This window comes from Moraxella tarda (assembly GCF_035181405.1).
Classification (GTDB): Bacteria; Pseudomonadota; Gammaproteobacteria; order Pseudomonadales; family Moraxellaceae; genus Moraxella.
In genome coordinates, this window is the sequence record NZ_JAYGGV010000008.1 from 25,771 (window position 1) to 46,933 (window position 21,163).

General features: G+C 42.0%; 17 protein-coding genes. 7 read left to right on the forward strand and 10 right to left on the reverse strand.

Going from position 1 to position 21,163, the window contains the following annotated elements; translation table 11 throughout:
• Window positions 1-13 precede the first annotated feature (13 nt).
• The 3 genes from dapD to lipA form a co-directional block, all read right to left on the reverse strand.
• Window positions 14-832, reverse strand: coding sequence for a 2,3,4,5-tetrahydropyridine-2,6-dicarboxylate N-succinyltransferase (gene dapD, locus U9670_RS08330; protein WP_323842400.1), 819 nt, complete (start codon window positions 830-832; stop codon window positions 14-16).
• 175 nt (window positions 833-1,007) lie between these two features.
• Window positions 1,008-1,952: an alpha/beta fold hydrolase gene (locus U9670_RS08335; RefSeq protein WP_323842401.1), complete on the reverse strand. Its 945-nt coding sequence runs from the start codon at window positions 1,950-1,952 to the stop codon at window positions 1,008-1,010.
• A 114-nt stretch (window positions 1,953-2,066) separates the two neighbouring features.
• The gene (gene lipA / locus U9670_RS08340; protein ID WP_323842402.1) at window positions 2,067-3,134 is read right to left on the reverse strand and encodes a lipoyl synthase; all 1,068 of its coding nucleotides are present in this window, start codon (window positions 3,132-3,134) and stop codon (window positions 2,067-2,069) included.
• A 452-nt stretch (window positions 3,135-3,586) separates the two neighbouring features.
• On the opposite strand from lipA, the gene U9670_RS08345 reads away from it, so the two are divergent.
• The 6 genes from U9670_RS08345 to U9670_RS08370 all read left to right on the forward strand — a co-directional run bounded on the left by U9670_RS08345 (window position 3,587) and on the right by U9670_RS08370 (window position 14,395).
• A complete protein-coding gene (locus U9670_RS08345; RefSeq protein WP_323842440.1) occupies window positions 3,587-6,211 on the forward strand; it encodes a bifunctional aconitate hydratase 2/2-methylisocitrate dehydratase in 2,625 nt (874 codons plus the stop codon).
• 465 nt (window positions 6,212-6,676) lie between these two features.
• Window positions 6,677-8,050, forward strand: coding sequence for a diaminobutyrate--2-oxoglutarate transaminase (locus U9670_RS08350; RefSeq protein WP_323842403.1), 1,374 nt, complete (start codon window positions 6,677-6,679; stop codon window positions 8,048-8,050).
• A gap of 136 nt (window positions 8,051-8,186) precedes the next feature.
• Entirely contained in the window at window positions 8,187-10,484 is a 2,298-nt protein-coding gene (locus U9670_RS08355; RefSeq protein ID WP_323842404.1) for an N-6 DNA methylase, read from the forward strand.
• A complete protein-coding gene (locus U9670_RS08360; protein ID WP_323842405.1) occupies window positions 10,484-11,806 on the forward strand; it encodes a restriction endonuclease subunit S in 1,323 nt (440 codons plus the stop codon). Before U9670_RS08355 ends, U9670_RS08360 begins: the two co-directional genes overlap by 1 nt.
• 77 nt (window positions 11,807-11,883) lie before the next feature.
• Window positions 11,884-13,425, forward strand: a complete 1,542-nt coding sequence (locus tag U9670_RS08365; RefSeq protein WP_323842406.1) for a pyridoxal phosphate-dependent decarboxylase family protein — start codon at window positions 11,884-11,886, stop codon at window positions 13,423-13,425.
• A 133-nt stretch (window positions 13,426-13,558) separates the two neighbouring features.
• Complete coding sequence (locus U9670_RS08370) at window positions 13,559-14,395, forward strand: DUF72 domain-containing protein (protein ID WP_323842407.1); 837 nt, start codon at window positions 13,559-13,561, stop codon at window positions 14,393-14,395.
• 56 nt (window positions 14,396-14,451) lie between these two features.
• On the opposite strand, the gene U9670_RS08375 is transcribed toward U9670_RS08370, so the two are convergent.
• The 3 genes from U9670_RS08375 to metX all read right to left on the reverse strand — a co-directional run bounded on the left by U9670_RS08375 (window position 14,452) and on the right by metX (window position 17,037).
• Window positions 14,452-15,036, reverse strand: coding sequence for a tetratricopeptide repeat protein (locus U9670_RS08375; RefSeq protein WP_323842408.1), 585 nt, complete (start codon window positions 15,034-15,036; stop codon window positions 14,452-14,454).
• 128 nt (window positions 15,037-15,164) lie between these two features.
• A complete protein-coding gene (gene metW, locus U9670_RS08380; protein ID WP_323842409.1) occupies window positions 15,165-15,776 on the reverse strand; it encodes a methionine biosynthesis protein MetW in 612 nt (203 codons plus the stop codon).
• Window positions 15,777-15,795: 19 nt separating this feature from the next.
• Window positions 15,796-17,037 (reverse strand): homoserine O-succinyltransferase MetX, encoded by a 1,242-nt coding sequence (gene metX / locus U9670_RS08385; RefSeq protein WP_323842410.1) that lies wholly within the window; start codon window positions 17,035-17,037, stop codon window positions 15,796-15,798.
• A gap of 228 nt (window positions 17,038-17,265) precedes the next feature.
• On the opposite strand from metX, the gene hemH reads away from it, so the two are divergent.
• On the forward strand, window positions 17,266-18,228 hold the full coding sequence (gene hemH, locus U9670_RS08390; RefSeq protein ID WP_323842411.1) for a ferrochelatase: 963 nt from the start codon (window positions 17,266-17,268) through the stop codon (window positions 18,226-18,228).
• A gap of 48 nt (window positions 18,229-18,276) precedes the next feature.
• On the opposite strand, the gene U9670_RS08395 is transcribed toward hemH, so the two are convergent.
• From U9670_RS08395 to U9670_RS08410, 4 genes are all read right to left on the reverse strand, one after another.
• Window positions 18,277-18,912: a trimeric intracellular cation channel family protein gene (locus U9670_RS08395; protein WP_323842412.1), complete on the reverse strand. Its 636-nt coding sequence runs from the start codon at window positions 18,910-18,912 to the stop codon at window positions 18,277-18,279.
• A gap of 26 nt (window positions 18,913-18,938) precedes the next feature.
• Window positions 18,939-19,898 (reverse strand): multidrug resistance efflux transporter family protein, encoded by a 960-nt coding sequence (locus U9670_RS08400; RefSeq protein WP_323842413.1) that lies wholly within the window; start codon window positions 19,896-19,898, stop codon window positions 18,939-18,941.
• Window positions 19,898-20,521 carry a guanylate kinase gene (gene gmk, locus U9670_RS08405; protein ID WP_323842414.1) on the reverse strand — a complete coding sequence of 208 codons (624 nt, stop codon included), beginning with the start codon at window positions 20,519-20,521 and terminating at the stop codon, window positions 19,898-19,900. Before gmk ends, U9670_RS08400 begins: the two co-directional genes overlap by 1 nt.
• 82 nt (window positions 20,522-20,603) lie before the next feature.
• On the reverse strand, window positions 20,604-21,104 hold the full coding sequence (locus U9670_RS08410; protein WP_323842415.1) for a thioredoxin domain-containing protein: 501 nt from the start codon (window positions 21,102-21,104) through the stop codon (window positions 20,604-20,606).
• Window positions 21,105-21,163 lie beyond the last annotated feature (59 nt).

A 21,163-nucleotide genomic window follows, 5' to 3' on the forward strand; every position in this document is an offset into this window, starting at 1 on the left:
TAAAAATTACAACCTAATCCGCTCTCAAAAGCTCATTGATAGAAGTTTTTGCTCTTGTTTGTGCGTCCACTTTTTTGACAATTACCGCACAATATAGGCTGTGCGTGCTGTCTTTGCTTGGCAAAGTGCCTGACACCACCACCGAGCCAGCTGGCACACGCCCATACAGAATTTCGCCTGTGGTGCGGTCATAGATTTTGGTGGATTGTCCGATATACACGCCCATGGAGATGACCGAGCCTTCTTCCACAATTACGCCTTCTACGATTTCAGAGCGTGCGCCGATAAAGCAGTTGTCTTCAATAATCGTGGGGCTTGCCTGCAAAGGTTCTAGCACGCCACCGATGCCCACACCGCCAGACAAATGCACATTTTTGCCAATTTGGGCACAACTGCCAACGGTCGCCCAAGTGTCCACCATCGTGCCTTCGTCCACAAAGGCACCGATATTGACATAGCTTGGCATCAAAATCACATTTTTGCCAATAAACGAGCCACGCCGTGCCACCGCAGGCGGTACGACTCGCACGCCTGCATTTTTGTAGTCTTGTTCGCTCCAATCGTGAAATTTGGTATCCACTTTGTCATAAAAACCAAGCTTACCTGTGCTCATCACACGGTTGTCATTGATTTTAAAGGACAATAGCACCGCTTTTTTGACCCACTCATTGACCACCCATTTGCCAGCGATTTTTTGGGCGACACGAATTTCACCGCTATCCAATTTGCCAAGCACTTCATTGACCGCACCACGCACATCGTCAGGGCAATCGGTCGCCCCAAAATTGGCACGGTTTTCAAAGGCTTGTTCAATGATTTTTTCAAGGTTCATAGGGGTTCCTGTTTGATGTTAAATGATTAAAGATGATGGCCAAATGGCTAAAATGATGAATAATTTTCGATGAATGACTTAAAAATAAAGCAAAAATCGCCACCTGCCGATGTGATGAGCAGTTTTAAACGCCATTAAAATTGCCATTATTTTATCATAAAATTCTTTGTAATTTTTAATCAATTTTCTCAATACTGACATTTAACCAATTTAAAATGTCTTGGTAAACCCTAATTTTATTTGTCTCGTGTAGCGGTTCGTGTCTCATGTTGGGATAAAGCAAGGCGGTGGTGTGCCTATTGTTTTTGATGAGCTCATCTTGTAAGTCAATCACATCTTGTCCCATATTACCCACAGGGTCGTCCTTGCCACTTACAAGCAATAGGCGAAAGTCTTTGGGTGTGTGGGCATACCATGTGGGTGAGGTGGCTTTTTTGATGAGAGCTTGTAAAGCGATAAGGCCATTGTTGCTAAATGCAAAGCCACACAAAGGATCGCTTTCAAACGCCTTGATATTATCGGTATTTTCAGACAACCACGCAAAGGGCGAGGCGGATATGGGTGAGCGAATTTGTGATTGTAAATGGTTGTTGATGAGTGTGGCAAATCGCATATTGGGGCGTTTGGGATTGAGATGATTCATGAGTTTAAGTACGGCCAAAGCAAGGTGATTGATCGGACCAAAGCGATTTGCTGTCCCCATTAAAATCGCCCCATGAAAACTTGTGGCGTGGTATGTCAGTACTGTCCGTACAACAAACGATCCCATAGAATGCCCCATGATAAAATGTGGCACATTCGTCACGCCTTGTTTGCTCGCTTGTTTTTTGAGTGCATCTGCCATGATAATGGCATCTTTACATAAAGCTTGTATGGGGTGTTTTTCGTCAATCAAACCCAACTCGTATTTATCTTTGACCGTGCGACCATGCCCAAGCTGGTCATAAGTCGCCACCAAAACACCATGATTCGCCAAAAACTGAGCAAAATCGGCATAACGCCCACTGTGTTCACTCATGCCATGCACGATGAGTAGGCTTGCTCTGATTTCACCTGTCGGCACAAAAAAAGTATGATGCAGGCGATGGATTTGGTTGGAGGATAAAATCACTTGGCTCATAAAGGGCTCTGCAATGTTGCTAGGAATTATCTTTTTGCTTAGTGGTGGTATTTTTGCTCAATTAAAAAACATCGTAAGCATACACAATCTGTTTTGACTTTATGCTAAGTTTGCTTAAAAACACCCCACTTTTTCGCCACGCTCGGCTTTGGCAAGTTTTTCTTCTGCCAATGCCTTCGCCGAACGCACAGGCGGTGGGCAAGGCTCGCCATAGTACTGGCGGTCGGCAAAATAGCTTGACCGTACCATTGGGTTTGCCCAAATGTTAAAAAAGCCTAATTTTTTGCCATACTCGGTATAGCGGGCAAACTCGTCTGGGTGGACATAGCGGGTGACAGGGGCGTGGCTTTTGCTTGGGGCAAGATACTGTCCAATCGTGATAATATCCACATCGTGGGCTTTTAGGTCGTCAAGCAGGCGGTACACTTCGTCTTCGCTCTCGCCCAAGCCCACCATAAATCCGCATTTGGTGGCGATGTCTGGACGGCGTGCTTTGTAGTCTTTGAGTAGTTGTAAAGAATGATGATAATCTGAACCTGGGCGAAACGCCTTGTATAGGCGTGGCACGGTCTCAATGTTGTGGTTGAACACATCAGGGGCAGTGTCTGCCAAAATGTCTAGGGCAAGCTGTTCACGCCCACGAAAATCAGGCACCAAAATTTCAATCAAACAGTTTGGCGATAATTGACGACTTTGGCTGATGACTTCGGCAAAATGACCCGCTCCGCCGTCTTTTAAATCGTCTCTATCCACGCTTGTGATGACGGCATATTTAAGCCCCAGTCCCAAAATCGTCTCGGCGGTATGGCGTGGTTCGTCCGTGTCTAGGGGATTGGGTCGTCCGTGTGCCACTTCGCAAAAGGGGCAACGGCGTGTGCAAATATCGCCCATAATCATAAAAGTGGCTGTGCCATCGCCAAAACATTGGGGCAGATTGGGGCAGGCGGCTTCTTCGCAGACGGTGTAGAGTTTTTGGGTGCGTAAGGTGGATTTGATGCGTTCTACCTCGGCAGGGCTTGACAGTTTGACTCGTATCCAGTCAGGTTTTTTTGGCGTGTCAAGTGTCGGAATGACCTTAATGGGAATGCGTGCCACTTTGTCATAGCCACGCAGTTTTTCGCCTTGTACGGCTTTTTTGGGCGGTGCTTTGGGGGTGGGGGTGTAGGTTTGGACAGCGGTCATATTTTGCCTTTATGATTAAATATGTTTAATGTTCTAAATGTTGATAAATATTTTGATAAATGAGGTTATTCTACCTTATTTTAAGGTAAAAAGCGATGGGAAAAGTTGGTTGGCGTCATTTGACATTTAAAGGTGATAAATCTGTCTTGATGCCAAATGATGCAGGGCAAATGTCATTTTATTGAACTTTATTCTTTATTTTTTTGAAAAATTTTGCTTAAAATATTTGCTTAAAATAATGGTTGGTGAATCATTTTTTAAATAAATGTTGGTTATGAAAGATAATTTTTTGAATTTATGGTAAATTTAGGCTATTATATATGAGCGTAAATTTAGGCAGATTGCCTGTAAAATCAATGTCTAGGCACTTGATAATTATTTGCATAAAAATATTCATTATCAGGCACTTACAGACTATCAACTTTTAAAAAAGGAAAAAAGCTATGTCTCAAATGTTAGCCGAATACAGAGCTCATGTCGCAGAGCGTGAAGCTTTGGGTGTTCCTCCACAGCCACTGACTGATGCACAAACTGCCGACTTGGTTGAGCTTTTAAAGAATCCACCAGCAGGCGAGGAGGCCTATTTGGTGGATTTGCTTGAAAACCGTGTGCCAGCAGGCGTGGACCAAGCGGCTTATGTTAAGGCGGCATTTTTAAACGCTGTGGTCAAAGGTGAGGCAACCTCTCCATTGGTAAGCAAAGAGCGTGCGGTGTATCTGTTGGGTACAATGCTTGGTGGCTATAATGTTGCACCGTTGGTTAATTTGTTGGACGACAGCGAGCTTGGTGGATTGGCAGCGGACGCACTCAAAAAGACTTTGCTTGTATTTGATGCCTTTCATGATGTTGAAGAAAAAGCTAAAGCAGGCAACGCCAATGCCAAAGCGGTATTGGAGTCTTGGGCGAAAGGCGAATGGTTTACCAGCCGTCCTGATGTTCCTGCTGAGATGACCATCACGGTATTTAAAGTAACGGGCGAAACCAACACAGACGACTTATCCCCTGCCCAAGACGCTTGGAGCCGTCCTGACATTCCATTGCACGCCAATGCGATGTTAAAGAATGCCCGTGATGGCATTGTCCCTGAAAAAAATGGCGAAGTTGGTCCTTTGGGTCAAATTAAAGAACTGATTGCTAAGGGCAACCCTGTGGCGTATGTGGGCGATGTGGTTGGTACAGGTTCAAGCCGTAAATCTGCCACCAACTCGGTTTTGTGGTTCTTTGGCGATGAAATTCCCCACATTCCTAACAAAAAAGACGGTGGCGTTTGTCTGGGTGGTAAAATTGCACCAATTTTCTTTAATACGATGGAAGATGCTGGGGCACTGCCTATTGAGCTTGATGTTTCCGAAATGAACATGGGTGATGAAGTTACCCTAAAAATTGATCATGCCACAGCCACTGTTACCGCCTTTAAAGAGGGTGAGCAAATTGCTCAAAGTAAATTAAAAACCCCTGTACTTTTGGACGAAGTAAGAGCGGGCGGTCGTATTAACTTGATTATCGGTCGTAACCTAACCAGCAAGGCTCGTGAAGCGCTTGATTTGCCACCGTCTGATTTGTTCCGCACCCCAGAGCAACCTGCCGACAGTGGCAAAGGCTTTACTTTGGCACAAAAAATGGTCGGTCGTGCTTGCGGTTTGCCAGAAGGTCAAGGCATTCGCCCAGGCACTTATTGCGAACCTAAAATGACCACCGTTGGTTCTCAAGACACCACAGGCCCTATGACCCGTGATGAGCTAAAAGATTTGGCGTGCTTGGGCTTTTCATCGGATTTGGTGATGCAGTCGTTTTGCCATACCGCCGCTTATCCTAAGCCCATTGATGTGGTAACCCATCACACTTTGCCTGATTTTATCATGAACCGTGGCGGTGTTTCTTTACGCCCTGGCGATGGTGTGATTCACTCTTGGCTAAACCGTATGCTACTGCCTGATACTGTTGGCACAGGGGGCGACAGCCATACCCGTTTCCCAATTGGCATTTCGTTCCCAGCAGGTTCTGGGCTTGTGGCGTTTGCTGCAGCAACGGGTGTTATGCCTCTTGATATGCCAGAATCGGTTTTGGTCAAATTCAAAGGTAAAATGCAACCTGGCATTACTTTGCGTGATTTGGTACACGCCATTCCTTATGTTGCCATTCAAGAAGGCGATTTGACAGTTGAGAAAAAAGGCAAAAAGAACATCTTTAGCGGTCGCATTCTTGAGATTGACTTGACCGAGATGGAAAACGATTTGACCGTAGAACAAGCCTTTGAGTTGTCCGATGCGTCTGCCGAACGCAGTGCCGCAGGCTGTGCCATCACGGTATCTGAAGAAAAAGTGGCGGAGTACTTGCGTTCTAACATTGTTATGCTCAAATGGATGATTGCCGAAGGGTATGGTGATGCTCGTACTTTGGCTCGCCGTGCCGAAAATATGCAAAAATGGCTGGACAATCCAAGCCTACTAAAAGCCGACCCTGATGCCGAGTACACCAAAGTCTATGAGATTGACCTTGCCGACATCAAAGAGCCGATTTTGTGTTGCCCCAATGACCCTGATGACGCCAAGCTGTTGTCAGAAGTGGCAGGCGATAAGATTGACGAGGTGTTCATCGGTTCTTGTATGACCAATATTGGGCATTTTCGTGCCGCAGGCAAACTGTTGCAAGAAGTGCCAGCGGGCAGTTTGACCACCCGTCTTTGGATTGCTCCGCCCACCAAAATGGACGAAAAGCAATTGATGGACGAAGGCTACTACAATACTTATGCCCAGGCAGGTGCACGCACCGAAATGCCAGGTTGTAGCTTGTGTATGGGTAACCAAGCACGCATTGCCCCCAACTGTACAGCCGTTTCTACATCAACTCGTAACTTTCCCAACCGCTTAGGGCAAGGTGCCAATGTTTATTTGGCGTCTGCAGAGCTTGCCTCGGTGGCATCGGTTTTGGGTAAGTTGCCTACGGTAGATGAGTATATGGCGTATGCAGGTAAATTGTCTTCTATGGAGGCTGAGGTTTATAATTATTTAAACTTCGACCAAATGAGCGAATACACCAACAAGTCTGATAAGATCAGTGTGGCTCAGTTGGCATAGTCTTGTTGATGATTGATAAAAATACCGCTCACTGATGGTGAGTGGTATTTTTTTTGGCTGGCTTTACCAAAATACATACATTTTTTGCAAAAGGCTTGTTAAATTCAGCTCATGTGTTATAATTTGCCGCCTTTTAAATTTTAATGGCTGTTTTATTTAATTTTAATATTTAAAACTGACCAAAACTAGCGAATTTAAAAGATATTGCCGTGCAAGCGGTTGAATCACTCTGTTTTTTTGTCTATCAACCTGTAATAATAGGGTGATTACTCTTGCAAAACTGGTGTGCAATTGGCATTTTTACTTTTTTTACCCTTCTGCCGATTGAGTTACATACCGAACGTCGCGACCTTGTTAAACCCAAATTTCACCGCTTAAAAAGCAAAAATTGGGTTTGGGTTTAGGGATTTGCAGAGCAAGTCCATAGGTTTTTCTTCTAACCCTTATCTGAGATGGTAATCCGATATGAGCGTTCATTCTACACACACCCCTGTTTTAGCCCCAACTGGTGCAACCAACGACTACTACCTGTCTCGCCAAAACCAGATGGAATCCAATGTCAGAAGCTACCCACGCAAATTGCCTTTGGCGATTGCCAAAGCACAAGGGTGCTGGGTTACCGATGTAGAAGGTAATGAATACCTAGACTGCTTGGCAGGGGCTGGTACGCTGGCACTGGGACATAATCACCCTGCGACCATTAACGCCATTAAAGATGTGCTAGACAGCGGTTTGCCCCTGCATACGCTGGATATCACCACACCGATTAAAGACGCATTTAGCGAAAAGCTGTTGTCGTTTTTCCCCAAGGACTTTGTCTTGCAATTTTGTGGCCCAACAGGGGCGGACGGTACCGAAGCGGCGATAAAACTTGCCAAAACCTATACAGGGCGTGATAATGTTATTGCGTTTAGCGGTGGTTATCACGGTATGACGCACGGTGCTTTGGCGATGACAGGTAATTTGTCCGCCAAACAAAAAGTGGGTAATTTGATGGCAGGCGTGCAATTTATGCCTTATCCACACGAGTATCGCTGTCCTTTGGGGCTTGGCGGTGAAGCAGGCGTGGACGCCTTGACTTATTATTTTGAAAACTTTATTGAAGATGTAGAAAGTGGCGTGGTAAAACCCGCTGCCGTTATCCTAGAAGCCATTCAAGGCGAAGGCGGTGTGGTTGTCGCCCCCAAAAAATGGCTCCAAAAAATTCGTGAAGTAACCGCCCGCCACGATATTGTACTTATCCTAGATGAAGTGCAAGCAGGCTTTGCTCGTTCTGGCAAGATGTTCGCCTTTGAGCATTCTGACATTGTCCCTGATGTGGTGGTGATGAGTAAGGCGGTGGGTGGTGGTTTGCCCCTTTGCGTACTGGCAATGCACAAAAAATTTGATGCGTGGTCGCCAGCAGGTCATACTGGTACTTTTCGTGGCAATCAGCTGGCAATGGCAGCAGGGTATAATGTACTTGAAGAAATCAGCAAAAATAATCTCACCGAAAATTCACGCATTCAAGGCGAGTTTTTGCGTGAAGAATTGCGTAAGATTGCACAAGAATATCCTTGCATTGGCAATGTGCGTGGGCGTGGCTTGATGACAGGCATTGAGATTGTGGACGACAGAGCGTCTGCCGACCATATGGGCTCGTATCCTGCCGATGGCGTTTTGGCAGCCGAGATTCAAAAGGCGTGCTTTAATAATAAGCTACTTTTGGAGCGTGGCGGTAGAAATGGCACGGTGGTGCGTTTATTGTGTCCAATTACCATTAGCCGTAAAGAATGTGAGATGGTCATTGACCGCTTTAAAAAAGCGGTGGGCGAAGCGATGAAGGCGGTGCGTGGGTAATTCCAATTAACCTAATCAACCAAAAAAGGCGTGCCAAATGGTGCGTCTTTTTATAGAACAAACTGGCTTTATATTTATCAAAAAATTTGTTAGTATACAAAAATCTTACTTAATATTTTCTACGGAAACTCGCAAAATGCAACCAAGCAACCTAGTATACCAATTTGATGATAAGAAAAATCAAATTTTTGCCCCACTTTTAGAAAAATGGCTAAAGTATACCCCTGAAGAAGAAGTCCGCCAAAAATTCATCTGCACTTTGGTTAATGATTATGGTTATTCATTGAAGCAAATGGCACAGGAATTAAGTTTAACCAATTCATCTCGTGGTACAGGGCGAGCCAGAGCGGATATTGTCATTTGGAAAACAGCTCAAGATAAAAACGAGAATAGAATTGCAAGCATTGTCATTGAATGTAAATCGGACAATGTAACGATTGCTCCAGAAGATTATTATCAAGGATTAAATTATGCCACTTGGGCAGGGGCAGATTTTTTTGTAACGCATAATAGTAAAGAGACCCGTTATTTTCAAGTTTATAAAGACAAACTTCCTAAACATCTAGGCAAAGAGCTTGCTAATATTCCAACAGCTCAGCAACTATTAGACGATAATGCAGTTAAGCAAATTTTGACCGAAGAAAAAGTCTTTGAAAAAGATGAATTTGCCAAACTTTTACATCAATGTCATAACATTATCAGAAATAACGATAAACTTTCACCAGAAGCCTGTTTTGATGAAATTAGTAAAATTTTATTTACCAAAATTGTTTTTGAAAGAGAAAATAAAAATAATAATGGCGTAACACAGATTTTTTCCAAAAAAGAATTTGAAAATCAAGAACAAAATTTTATTAAAAATATTCGCCCTTATTTACAAGGAGAAGATAAAAATACGGATTATTTACAATTCATTTTTAGAAGAACCAAAGAAAATTATACCAAAGAAACACTATTTTCTGATGATGATGTCATTAAAATCCGTCGTGAAAGTTTTTTGGCGATTGTAGAAAAATTGGAAATTTATAATTTATCTAAAACATCAGATGATGTTAAAGGCATTGCATTTGAAAAATTCTTGGGTTCAACATTTCGTGGTGAATTAGGTCAATTTTTTACGCCACGCACCGTTGTGGAGTTTATGACTGAAATTTTAGACCCACAAGAAAAAGAAACGGTCTGCGACCCTTGCTGTGGTTCTGGTGGTTTTTTAATTAATGCCTTTGAATATATGCGTGAAAAAATTATTACAGATATTGAATTGCAAAAAGAAAAAATCAAAGAAGAATATTTTAATGAAGCATACGAAATTGCTGATGAAAATAAAAAACTTACAACAGAAAATCAAGTAGATGAATTATTTAAACAGTTAAACAATGAATTGAACTTGGATAATACCAATAGCCGTCTGTATCATCTTTCGCATAACTGTATTTTTGGCACAGATGCCAATCCACGAATGGCACGCGTTTCAAAAATGAATATGATTATGCACGGCGATGGACACGGTGGCGTACATCATAATGATGGCTTATTAAATATCAATGGCATTTTTGAAGAACGCTTTGATATTATTTTAACCAATCCGCCTTTTGGTTCTAGTGTTGCCAAAGATTTAAAATTCACTGCCGAAGATGATTTAACTGCAAAAACCCATTATACCGATTGGGCTAAAAAATATCCCAATTATGAAATGATTAGCGATGCACGCAAACAGGATATTGAAAGTGGCGTGGCAATCATTGATAAATTTGATGTGGGACAATTTAGCAGTTTAACCGAAGTATTATTTATGGAACGCTGTTTAAAACTACTCAAAAAAGGCGGACGAATGGGCGTTGTATTGCCAGAAGGCGTATTAAATAATGCCAATTTACAAAAAGTGCGTGAATACTTTGAAAGTAGAGCCAAAATTTTGCTGATTACTTCTTTACCGTCCGATGTGTTTAATTCTGCCAAAGCCACTGTAAAAACAAGTGTATTATTTATGAAGCGTTTTAGCGAAGCAGAAGAATTGCAATATCAGCAAATCAGTCAGCGTGCGACCGATGAAGTTTATGCGAAATATCAAACAAAAATTGATGAATTAACGGCGATTTTAGATGAGAAAGCCTTAACATTAAGAGTACCCAAAAATGCCAGCGATGAAGAAAAAGTTCAAATCAAAGCTGAAAATAAACGATTGCAAAATGAGTTAAAAGCTAAAAAATCCCAAGCCAAGGCTGACTTAAAGCGATTAGAAATCCAAATTCAATCTGAAATTCGTCAAACTATCAAAGATACGTTTGATTATCAGATTGCGATTGCTGAAATTTCTGATGCTGGTATTGATAGTACAGGTAAGCCAACCAATGCTAATCAATTACCTATTTTAAAAGCAGAGTTTGAAAATTATCGTAAACAAAATCAGCTTTGGGAAAATGGGGTGATGTAATGGAGACTTTGAAATTTGTTAATTTTAAGCAACTTGATAAATGGTATGTTAGTTATTATACAAATCCACACAAAATTCAAAGTCTATTCAATTTAATTAAATTATCAGAGGTTTTATATCCAAAAAAACAGAAAATTGCTAAAAAAGATTATGATAATCAAACCGATGTTGTGGCAAAAATTTCTTTTAACGATGGGAAAATTCACATTCGCCCAGAAAGAAAAACTGGAATGGATTTATATTTTGTGCCAAAAAATAGTTTATTGATTTCAAAAATAAACTTTCATCAGGGAGCTTTGGCAATTAACAATATTGGTGATTTAGTTTGCTCAACACACTATCAACCTTATGAGATTATTAATGAAGACATAAATACTGATTATTTGATAATGGCGTTGCGAGCATCAAAGTTCCAAGAGTATTTATCCTTTTTAAGAGCGGACGGAATTAAAAACGAAGCAACTTTTGATTTTATTAAACAGTTGGAAATCCCCCTACCTGATATTGATATTCAAAAATCCTTAGTATCCGCTTATCAAGAAAAAATCAAGCAGGCAGAAATTTTGGAAAATCAAGCCAAGCAAATAGATGACGAAATTGAGCAATATTTATTTGATAGCTTAGGTGTGCAAATTGAGCAATCAGTATCACAGCAAAAACAAGATATTTTGCAATTTGTAGCGTTTAAAGAGTTGGAAAAATGGAGTGTAAAAGATACAAATAATATTACAGCTGAAACAGTATTTTTATCAAAAAAATACAGCAATGAACCGATTACAAATTATTTTTTGGTTAATCCAAGTACATCAATTCCAAAAGATAAAGATATTAGCTTTATTCCAATGGCAAATATTTCTGATGAATATGGTGAGATTATGAGTAAAGAAATTAATAAATTACAAAATAACTATACTCGCTTTCAAGAAAATGATTTACTTTGGGCAAAAATTACACCTTGTATGCAAAATGGCAAATCCGCTATTGCTAATGATTTATTAAATGGTTTTGGATTTGGTTCAACAGAATTTCATATTTTGCGTATCAAAAATAGTGGTTTTGATATTCGTTTATTACATTTATTGTTGAGAAGTAAAAGATTACTAACAACAGCAATGACTTATTTTACTGGGTCGGCGGGTCAGCAACGAGTACCAAAGTCTTTTTTGGAAAGTCTGACCCTACCAATAATTTCCAATGATGAACAGATTGCAATAATTAACCATATTTATAATATCAAAAATGCCCAAAAACAAGCCAAAACCCAAGCAAAAATATTGCGTGAACAGGCAATAGAAGAATTTGAAAAAGCGGTTTTTGAGTGATGTCAGATTAAGTTGTAATTAAATTGTGTCAAATTATGATATAATAATGGCAATTTTGAATTAGACAGGGGAAAAATATGACCAACCTACCACAACACCGTAAGGCTCTATTGTGCAACGACAGCCAGTCTATTAGCGACTATGAAAGTGCTATGAACCAAGCGGTACAAGCCGTAGCCGACTGGTTACAAGAAGATAAAATGTATACAGGCGGTAGTATCAAAGATTTGCGTGCCAAAATCGCCTTTAACCCCCAAAAACAAGGCTTGGGGCTACACAAATCATTAGATAGAGCGGTTGATTTATTCTTAAAAAACAGCCTAAAAGTTCACCACCCCCATTCGCTTGCCCATTTACATTGCCCGACAATGGTGGCAAGCCAAATCGCCGAAGTATTGATTAATGCCACCAACCAATCTATGGACTCGTGGGACCAGTCGCCAGCAGGCTCGCTGATGGAGACTCAGCTCATTGACTGGTTACGCCAAAAGGTTGGCTATGGGGCAGGGCAGGCAGGCGTTTTCACATCTGGCGGTACGCAGTCTAATTTGATGGGTGTAATGCTTGCTCGGGATTGGTGCATTGCCAAAAATTATCAAAAAGACGGCAAGCCGTGGCGCGTGCAACAAGACGGCATACCGCCTGATGCGTTGCAAACGGTCAAGGTCATCTGCTCACAAAACGCCCATTTTAGCGTACAAAAAAATATGGCGATGATGGGCATGGGCTTTGGCTCTGTTGTGGCTGTGCCTGTCAATGACCACGCCCAAATGGATACCGATGCCCTTGCACGGATTTTGGCGGATTTGAAGGCGGACGGTAAAATCGTGGCGTGTGTGGTGGCAACGGCTGGCACAACGGACGCAGGGGCGATTGATGACATCAAAACCATTCGTACGCTTTGCGATGAGCTTGGCTCGTGGCTACACATTGATGCGGCGTGGGGTGGGGCGTTATTATTATCCAACGATTACCGTGATATGCTTGACGGCATTGAGCTATCCGACTCGGTAACGCTGGATTTTCATAAGCATTATTTTCAAAGCATTTCGTGTGGGGCGTTTTTATTAAAAGACGAACAAAATTACCGCTTTATGCACTATGAAGCCGAGTATCTTAATTCTGCCTATGACGAAGAGCACGGCGTGCCAAATTTGGTGTCAAAATCACTGCAAACCACACGCCGATTTGACGCCCTAAAACTGTGGCTAACCATTGAAGCCTTGGGCGAAGAGTTGTATGGTTCAATGATTGACCACGGCGTTGATTTAACTCGCCAAGTGGCGGACTACATCAAACAAACAGACGGCTTAGAATTACTGGTTGATGTGCAATTTGCCAGCGTGTTGTTTCGTGTTGTGCCAAAAGGGTATCCAACGCATTTGATTGACAGCCTAAACCAAAATGTCGCCGATGAATTATTCGCCCGTGGCGTTGCCAATATTGGCGTAACTCGGGTGATTGACAAAACCCGTGATGTGCAATCTTTAAAAATGACAACGCTAAGCCCCATTGCCACGCTTGACAATGTCAAGGCATTGTTAAATCAAGTGCTTGCACAAGCCGACCGCATCAAAGATGACATTCAAAACGGCACTTATACACCGCCGATTGTTTGATTGTAAATATAAATTCTGTTGTAAAATAGGTTTTTTTCGTTCGCCCTGAGCTAAGTCGAAGGGTAGCGAAAAAACTGTCCGATGCTTCGACAAGCTCAGCACGAACGGTTTTCTATTTTTCAGGATTTTTATAATGAAATCAATAATTTATATCGGTACAGGTGGATACAGCGATAGCGACCTACTTGGCACGCTGTATCCACACGGCACACGCCCCAGTGAGTTTTTGCACCATTATGCCAATCATTACGACTGCGTGGAGATAAACAGCAGTTTTCACGCACCTATCGGTCAAAAGACTGTGCAAGGTATGTTTGCCAAAGCTGATGAACGGCTAAAATTTTCGTTTAAACTGCACCAAGATTTTAGCCATAATCACACAGCAATCGCCCAATTCGCCCAAGATTTTTTGGCGATGTTAGCACCCTTTGACGCACAACTTGCCCCTTTGTTATTGCAATTTGCTCACAGCTTTGAGCGTACGCTTGCCAATCGTCAATATTTGGGCGAAGTGGTAAAATGGTTTGACGGTTATCCGCTTGCCATAGAATTTCGCCACCCCAGCTGGCACATCAATCCTGTGTTTGATTATTTTGCCAAATTATCCCATATTATTTGGGTAAATGCCGATTATCCAAAAAACATCGGACTACCCAATACGCCATTTTGGGTGAACACTCGCACCGCCTATTATCGCCTGCACGGTCATAATAAAAACTGGTGGGACGAAAATTCTGCCAAAGACCGCCATAATTATCGTTATAGCGATGATGAGCTTGGCAAAATTGCCGATGATATTTTTGCTAAATCTGAGCAATTTGATGAGCTGTTTATTTATTTTCAAAACACCACCAACGCCCATTCTTTTTATAATATAAAAACGCTAAAAGAAAAATTGGTCGTGCGTGGTTTTGATGTCAAAGTGGCTAATCAAGTAGTCAGTCAAATAGGGCAAGGTTGTTTGTTTTGAAAAAAATAAATAAAAACCGCTTTTAAAATTAAAGCGGTTTTTTAAAAATATGGCGGTTATTTGATTTGAAACCAACTGTCTGCACTGTTTTTGGCTTTTTGTATGTCGCTTGATGAAAGATTTAGTGCTAACTGACCAATTTTATTTTGAGCTTTATTTTTGATTTTTTGGTCAAGCATACCCTCACGCGTTGACAGGTCGTACCATTTATAGGCATCAACCAAGCGTTGTTGTTTTTCATCAATCATCGCAAGGGCGTAGCTGGCACGGTTATCACCAAGGTTGGCGGCTTTTTCAAGCCATTTTCTGCCTTCATCCATGTCGGCTTTAATGCCTTCACCACGCAGATACATGATGCCAAGATTTAATTGTGCAGGAGCAATATTATGCTCGGCAGCACGAGTATACCAATAAGCCGCTTTGACAGCATCTTTGGCGACACCTTCACCTTTTTGTAGTCGTTTGGCTAAGAAAAATTGTGCATGATGGTCGCCTTGTGCAGCTTTGACGGCCAGACTGCTGATACTCATATATTCAAAGTTGGTGCTTTCAAGACTTGTGGTGATTGTTTCGGTCTGTGCGTGGGCAGTTGCAACTGTACCAAGTGTTATAAAAAGCAGGGCAACTTTAAGCATTTTCATGAGAACTCCAAATAAAAAATGACACATCTGAGCCATAAAATCAAAATAAAACTGATGATATCGTGGCATATGCAATATGACAACATATTAGCATTTTTTACTAATAAATTCAATGTATCATGGCGGTGCTAATTTTTACTGATGCGATAAATGGCCACATCGGCAAGTAAATTTGGGGCGTACTTGACAAATCTACCCATCAATTGGGTGGGTAGATTGGTATTGTCATTGATGGCGACCGTATCTAGTATGCAAATGTTGTTGTCTTTGCAGAGCTGTTCAAAATCTTTAAAAGTGCACAGATGTATGTTGGGTGTGTTGTGCCATTGGTATGGCAGGGTTTCGCTCATCGGCATGATGCCCTTGATGCCAAGATAGACACGGTTTTGCCAGTAGGCAAAATTAGGAAAGGTAACAATACCCTCTTTGGCAACTCTTAGCATATCATTGAGTAGGGCTTGTGGGTTTTTTACTGCTTGTAAGGCACGAGCCATGACCACAGTATCAAAACTGTCATCAGCAAAGCGATCTAGCCCATCGTTCAAATCTTGTTCAATGATGTTTAATCCTTTGGCAATTGCCTGATTGATTCTGTCTGAGTCAATTTCTAGGCCGTAGCCCGATACGCCCAGACGGTCTTGTAAATGAGCCAAAAGCGTCCCGTCTCCACAGCCTAAATCCAATACTTTGGCGTTGGGTTTTATCCATTTTTCGGCAAGTTGGTGATCAATGTTGTTCATGGTTTTTCCTATTTTAAATTCATGCTCTTGCCAGTTTTGAAATTTCTTGTGGGTTTATTGTGTCATACTGAGCCTGTTCTTTTGGCGAACTTTTTAAAATTGGAGCAGATAAAAAACCCTTGATTGCATTGGTGTAGCGTGGAATGTCAAACAAAAAAGAATCGTGCCCATGCGGGGCATCTACATTGATAAAGCTGACGTTCTTACTGTTTGCCATGAGTGCATCTACAATCTCTACCGAGCGTTCTGGGCTAAATCGCCAATCGGTAGTAAATGAGACGACCAAAAACTGGCATTGGGTGCGTGCAAGCGTCTGTTTGAGTGCAGTTTTTTCGTCTAAGCTGTCGTTGGCATAATCTCGTGTGGGGTCAAAGTAGTCCAAGGCTTTGGTCATCAAAAGATAGGTATTGGCATCAAAGTTTTTGCTAAACCTTTCACCTTGATATCGCAGATAGCTCTCTACTTGAAATTCTACATCATAGCCATACATGAACTTGCCAGATTTTAAATCTCGTCCAAATTTTGCCTTCATTGCCTCTTCGGTGATGTAGGTGATGTGCCCCACCATTCTGGCAAGAATCAAACCGCGTCTTGGGTAGGTGTTGTGATTGACATACCAGCCATTATGAAAATCAGGGTCGCAAAGTATGGACTGGCGAGCGACTTCATTAAAGGCGATATTTTGAGCGGATAATTTGGGCGTGCTTGCGATGATGACAGCTCTTTCTAGACGGTCTGGATAATCCACCGACCATTGCAGTGCCTGCATACCACCCATAGAGCCACCGATGATGGCGTGCCATTTGTCAATACCAAGTCGGTCTGAGAGTAGCACTTGTGTTTTTACCCAGTCTTTGATTGTAATCAAAGGAAAGTCTGCCCCCCATAATTTGCCCGTATCAGGGTTGATTGTGGTAGGGCCTGTTGAACCATGGCATGAACCGATGTTATTAAGACACACCACAAAAAATTCATCAGTATCAATGGCTTTGCCCTTGCCAATGAGTGCGTCCCACCAACCTGCTTTGTCGTCTGTTTTGTGATGATAGCCTGCGGCGTGGTGCGAGCCTGATAAAGCATGGCAAATCAAAATGGCGTTTGTTTTGTCAATATTTAACTTGCCATAGGTTTCTATCACCAAATCAAAACTTGGCAATATCCGCTCGCATTCTAACTTTAATGGCTCATCAAAGTGCAAAGTCTGTGGTGTTACAATGCCGACCGAAGTAGGGTCAAGATACGAAGGTATTTGGTTATCCACGAAATTATCCATGATGGTTTATTATTTTGGATCAGATTGATGGTCATTTTAACATTTTGGACAGCTTTTAATCAATCTTTGATAAAGCGATTTGCCCTAAAACACGAGCAGTCATACCATTGCATCATTGTTTTAAATAAAAAAACAAAACGATTGATAAAAGTGCCTGCTATTTTTGCCAAAAAATGCTAAACTAAGTCGATTTTTGGTCTAAATAATAATGTTTTTATGAAAACCGCCATTTTACTTGTTAATCTTGGCACGCCTGATGAGCCGACGCCAGCCAGCGTTCGTCGCTATTTGCGTGAGTTTTTGTCTGATACTCGGGTGATTGAGATTCCTCCGTTTATTTGGCAGATTATCCTAAATCTTTTTGTATTAACCACTCGCCCTAAGCGTGTTGCTCACGCTTATCAAAGTGTGTGGACAGCTGAAGGCTCACCTCTTTTGGCGATTTTAAAAAACCAAGCACATCTTTTGCAGGATAAATTACGACAAAACGGTAAAGACATTCCTGTTTTTGCTGCAACCACCTATGGCAATCCTAATATTAAAAATGTCATGCGTGAACTGCAAGATAAGGGCTATGATGATTTTATTGTCTTTTCTTTATATCCGCAGTATTCTGCCACGACCACAGGGGCGGTATTTGACAAAGTGGCGGATTTTTGTAAAAAAGAGCGAAATGTGCCTGCGGTACAGTTTATTAGAGATTATCATGACCATCATTTATACATACAGGCGTTAGCACACAGCGTGCGTAAACATTGGGCAGAATATGGGCGAGCTGACCGTCTGCTCATGAGTTTTCATGGCATTCCCAAGCCTTATGCAGATAAAGGCGACCCTTATGCTGAGCAATGCCATAAAACAGCAGAGCTTGTGGCAAGTGAGCTGGGTCTGGATACGCATGAGTGGGCACTAAGTTTTCAGTCCCGCTTTGGGGCTCAAGAGTGGCTAAAACCCTATACTGATGAATTGCTGACTCAGTGGGGTGCTCAGGGCGTGTCGGTACAGGTGCTAAGCCCTGCATTTTCGGCCGACTGCCTAGAAACTTTGGAGGAGCTGGCGGTAGAAAACCGTGATAATTTCATCAATGCAGGCGGTAAATCTTATGAGTATATCCCTGCTTTAAATACCGATACACTGCATATTGAGCTGATGGCAGATGTGGTGAGTAGGTATTTGTGATTAAGCTTGTTGCCACAAAACCCATCAAAGTTGATGGGTTTTTAAGTATCAGTTTGAAAAATTTAGGCGAATTGATGGTAAATGCCAATCGAATCGCACAGCCAGCATTCGTATGGCAAAAATTGTTACCAAGGCCAGCGTGTCTTGAATGTTGTCTGCCATACCAATCAAACCAAGAAACAGATACAGCAATGAGCCTGCAATGCTGGCACTGATGTAGATTTCTTTTTGTAGGACTAGTGGAATTTCATGACAAATCATGTCTCGCATGATACCGCCTGCAATGCTGGTTAATACCGCCATCATGATTGCAATCAATGGGTGGGTGCCAAATAACAATCCGACTTTTAGTCCAATCACGCTAAATGCTGCCAAGCCAATGGCATCAAAGAATTTGAGTGTCCAATTGATTTTTTGATACAATGTAAAAAACATCTGACAGACAAGCGAGGTGATCGTGATGATGATGACATAATTTAAGTCCATCATCCAAAACAATGGGTGGCGGTCTAGCATGATATCACGAATTGTACCCCCACCAATGGCATTGACCATGGATACTAAAATACAACCAAAAAAGTCAAACTGTCGATGCAGTGCCAGTGTCGTTCCTGCAATCGCACAGGCCACGATGCCCACCATATCAAGCAAATAAATCATCATTTCTGGACTGAATGTCTCCATGAATACGACCTTAATATTAAATACAGCTAGGCTTGCATTTTGGCAAATCTGATCAAACCTACAATCACCAGCATGATGCCAATCTGGCTCAGCATTGATGGTAATGATGATCCAAGCAGTAGCACGCCACCAATGATGGCAAAAATCATCTCGCTGGCCTGAGTGGCGTCAATGGCGGCGATTTGCCCACCTGTTGTTGCCTTACCACGAGCAAATAGAAAAATGCTGGTGGCAATGACGCCTGCGAACAATGCCACCAAAAAAGTGTGCATCGTTTGAGATGTGCTGGGCAGTTTTGGAGCGATGATCAGACCCAAAACTATCCAAAATGGCAATGAGCCAACACTCATTAGCCAGACCTTGTTTAAGGCACTTGACATCAAAGGTGAGGTCATGCGTGGAATATACACCAATCTTTGGTTGTTATTAATGGCTGATGAGGCGTACCATACAAGCTGATTGCCAATAGGAAAGCAAAACCCTGCCAGTAGTGCAGGCAATGCACCTAATAACAATAAGTCGCTTAGCGATGTTGAGTCATCGTGCAAGCCTTCACCAAAATTGGTGATAAGTACGCCCAAGAATATGAGTAGGCTTGTACCAATGATGGCTTTGTTTAACCTCTCACCAAATAAGGTCAAGATAATTAGGCTGGCTACGCTGGTAAATTGAAAGGTTGCGGCAATCACCCAGCCAGGGGCGTGGTTTGCCCCAAAACACAAAAACGCATAAAATCCACCAAACCCAATACCACCTGCCAAACACCAAAAAATGGCGTGTTGTAAAAATAACTGATATAAGCTGATGAGTGTGGTAAAACCGTCCTTTAGTGCGATCAGCACACTTAAAATCAGCCACATAAAAATATAGCGGCCGCTTGCTGACCAATACCAATGACCACCTTGACTTGCCATCAGCTCGTTCAATACAAAGGTACTGCTAAAAAAGAATCCTGCCAACAGCCCCAGTAAAACCAAGCGTAACATCAAACATCCGACAATAGAGCATCAATTAAAGTGCGGTGATTTGTTTGTTGTTTGGCGGTGGTGAGACGCTGTGCCTTGATGATACATTGTAAGTCATTGAGTGCATCAGAAAAATCGTCATTGATGACAACATAATCAAAATGATGATAGTTTTTCATCTCAGTAACCGCACCTGCCAGACGAAGCCTAATGACATCAATGCTGTCTTGCCCACGATGGGATAGGCGACTTTGTAAGGCATCTTTATTTGGTGGCAGGATAAAAATCATGATTGCATCAGGGGCTTGTTTTTTGACTTGTAATGCACCTTGCCAATCAATCTCTAAGATGACATCAATGCCTTGGGCGAGCAGCTCATCAACCGCCTGTTTGCTTGTGCCATAATAATTGCCAAAGACTTCGGCATATTCAAAAAATGCACCATCTGCGATGAGCTGTTCAAAATTATTTTTATCTATAAAATGATAATGTACGCCATCAGTTTCGGCAGGTCTGGGCTGTCTTGTGGTATGAGAAATACTCACTTGTAAGTCTTTTGTACTTGCAAGCAGTTCTTTAACCAAGCTGGTTTTGCCCGTGCCTGATGCGGCGGTAATGATGTACAGCGTACCATGTGCATTCATGATGTTTTTCCTAAAATGTTAAAGATTGATCTTTTAAGCCGCTATTATAACACGAGTACAGTATAAGCTGATTGGGTTTCAATCAGCTAAAGCTGCTCAAACTACTCAATAGTAGCCGTAATTTTAATGACCAAAGCGGTGCAATACCTGTGAATCTTTGGCTGATTTTGCCATCTTTTAAAATCACAAAAGATGGGGTAACTTTGCCTTGCCATTCATTAAAAATACTGCCATCTAAATCATTGATTGTCGTAAAATCATAGCCGTGCGACTGCATATGATGTATTAATTGCTCGGTGCTGTCGGACTGTACTGCCACTGTAATGATCGGTGTGCCATTGGTATGTAAAGTTTGGATATTTGGTGTGGTAAATTCGCAAATTGCACACCAAGTTCCCCAAAAATAAATCAAAATTGGCTCATGATGGCTGTGTGCGACGACATCAATGGTTTGATTTTGACTGTTTACATAGCTTAAGCTGGGTGCATTGGGCATGGTGGGCGCGCGATACCAATTGACCACGCCATAAATCATTGCAAATATTAATAAGTAAGTGAGTGTGGATAAAATCGTCTTTTTCATTCAAATCACTGTGATAATAATGTATGGTAATGTGTGATATGCTCATGCTAACAATATAA

What these genes read in the sequence shown, in the direction of transcription:
- dapD (WP_323842400.1), bottom strand. Translation starts at nt 832, where the DNA reads ATGAACCTTGAAAAAATCATTGAACAAGCCTTTGAAAACCGTGCCAAT.
- U9670_RS08335 (WP_323842401.1), bottom strand. Translation starts at nt 1,952, where the DNA reads ATGAGCCAAGTGATTTTATCCTCCAACCAAATCCATCGCCTGCATCAT.
- lipA (WP_323842402.1), bottom strand. Translation starts at nt 3,134, where the DNA reads ATGACCGCTGTCCAAACCTACACCCCCACCCCCAAAGCACCGCCCAAA.
- U9670_RS08345 (WP_323842440.1), top strand. Translation starts at nt 3,587, where the DNA reads ATGTTAGCCGAATACAGAGCTCATGTCGCAGAGCGTGAAGCTTTGGGT.
- U9670_RS08350 (WP_323842403.1), top strand. Translation starts at nt 6,677, where the DNA reads ATGAGCGTTCATTCTACACACACCCCTGTTTTAGCCCCAACTGGTGCA.
- U9670_RS08355 (WP_323842404.1), top strand. Translation starts at nt 8,187, where the DNA reads ATGCAACCAAGCAACCTAGTATACCAATTTGATGATAAGAAAAATCAA.
- U9670_RS08360 (WP_323842405.1), top strand. Translation starts at nt 10,484, where the DNA reads ATGGAGACTTTGAAATTTGTTAATTTTAAGCAACTTGATAAATGGTAT.
- U9670_RS08365 (WP_323842406.1), top strand. Translation starts at nt 11,884, where the DNA reads ATGACCAACCTACCACAACACCGTAAGGCTCTATTGTGCAACGACAGC.
- U9670_RS08370 (WP_323842407.1), top strand. Translation starts at nt 13,559, where the DNA reads ATGAAATCAATAATTTATATCGGTACAGGTGGATACAGCGATAGCGAC.
- U9670_RS08375 (WP_323842408.1), bottom strand. Translation starts at nt 15,036, where the DNA reads ATGAAAATGCTTAAAGTTGCCCTGCTTTTTATAACACTTGGTACAGTT.
- metW (WP_323842409.1), bottom strand. Translation starts at nt 15,776, where the DNA reads ATGAACAACATTGATCACCAACTTGCCGAAAAATGGATAAAACCCAAC.
- hemH (WP_323842411.1), top strand. Translation starts at nt 17,266, where the DNA reads ATGAAAACCGCCATTTTACTTGTTAATCTTGGCACGCCTGATGAGCCG.
- U9670_RS08395 (WP_323842412.1), bottom strand. Translation starts at nt 18,912, where the DNA reads ATGGAGACATTCAGTCCAGAAATGATGATTTATTTGCTTGATATGGTG.
- U9670_RS08400 (WP_323842413.1), bottom strand. Translation starts at nt 19,898, where the DNA reads ATGTTACGCTTGGTTTTACTGGGGCTGTTGGCAGGATTCTTTTTTAGC.
- gmk (WP_323842414.1), bottom strand. Translation starts at nt 20,521, where the DNA reads ATGAATGCACATGGTACGCTGTACATCATTACCGCCGCATCAGGCACG.
- U9670_RS08410 (WP_323842415.1), bottom strand. Translation starts at nt 21,104, where the DNA reads ATGAAAAAGACGATTTTATCCACACTCACTTACTTATTAATATTTGCA.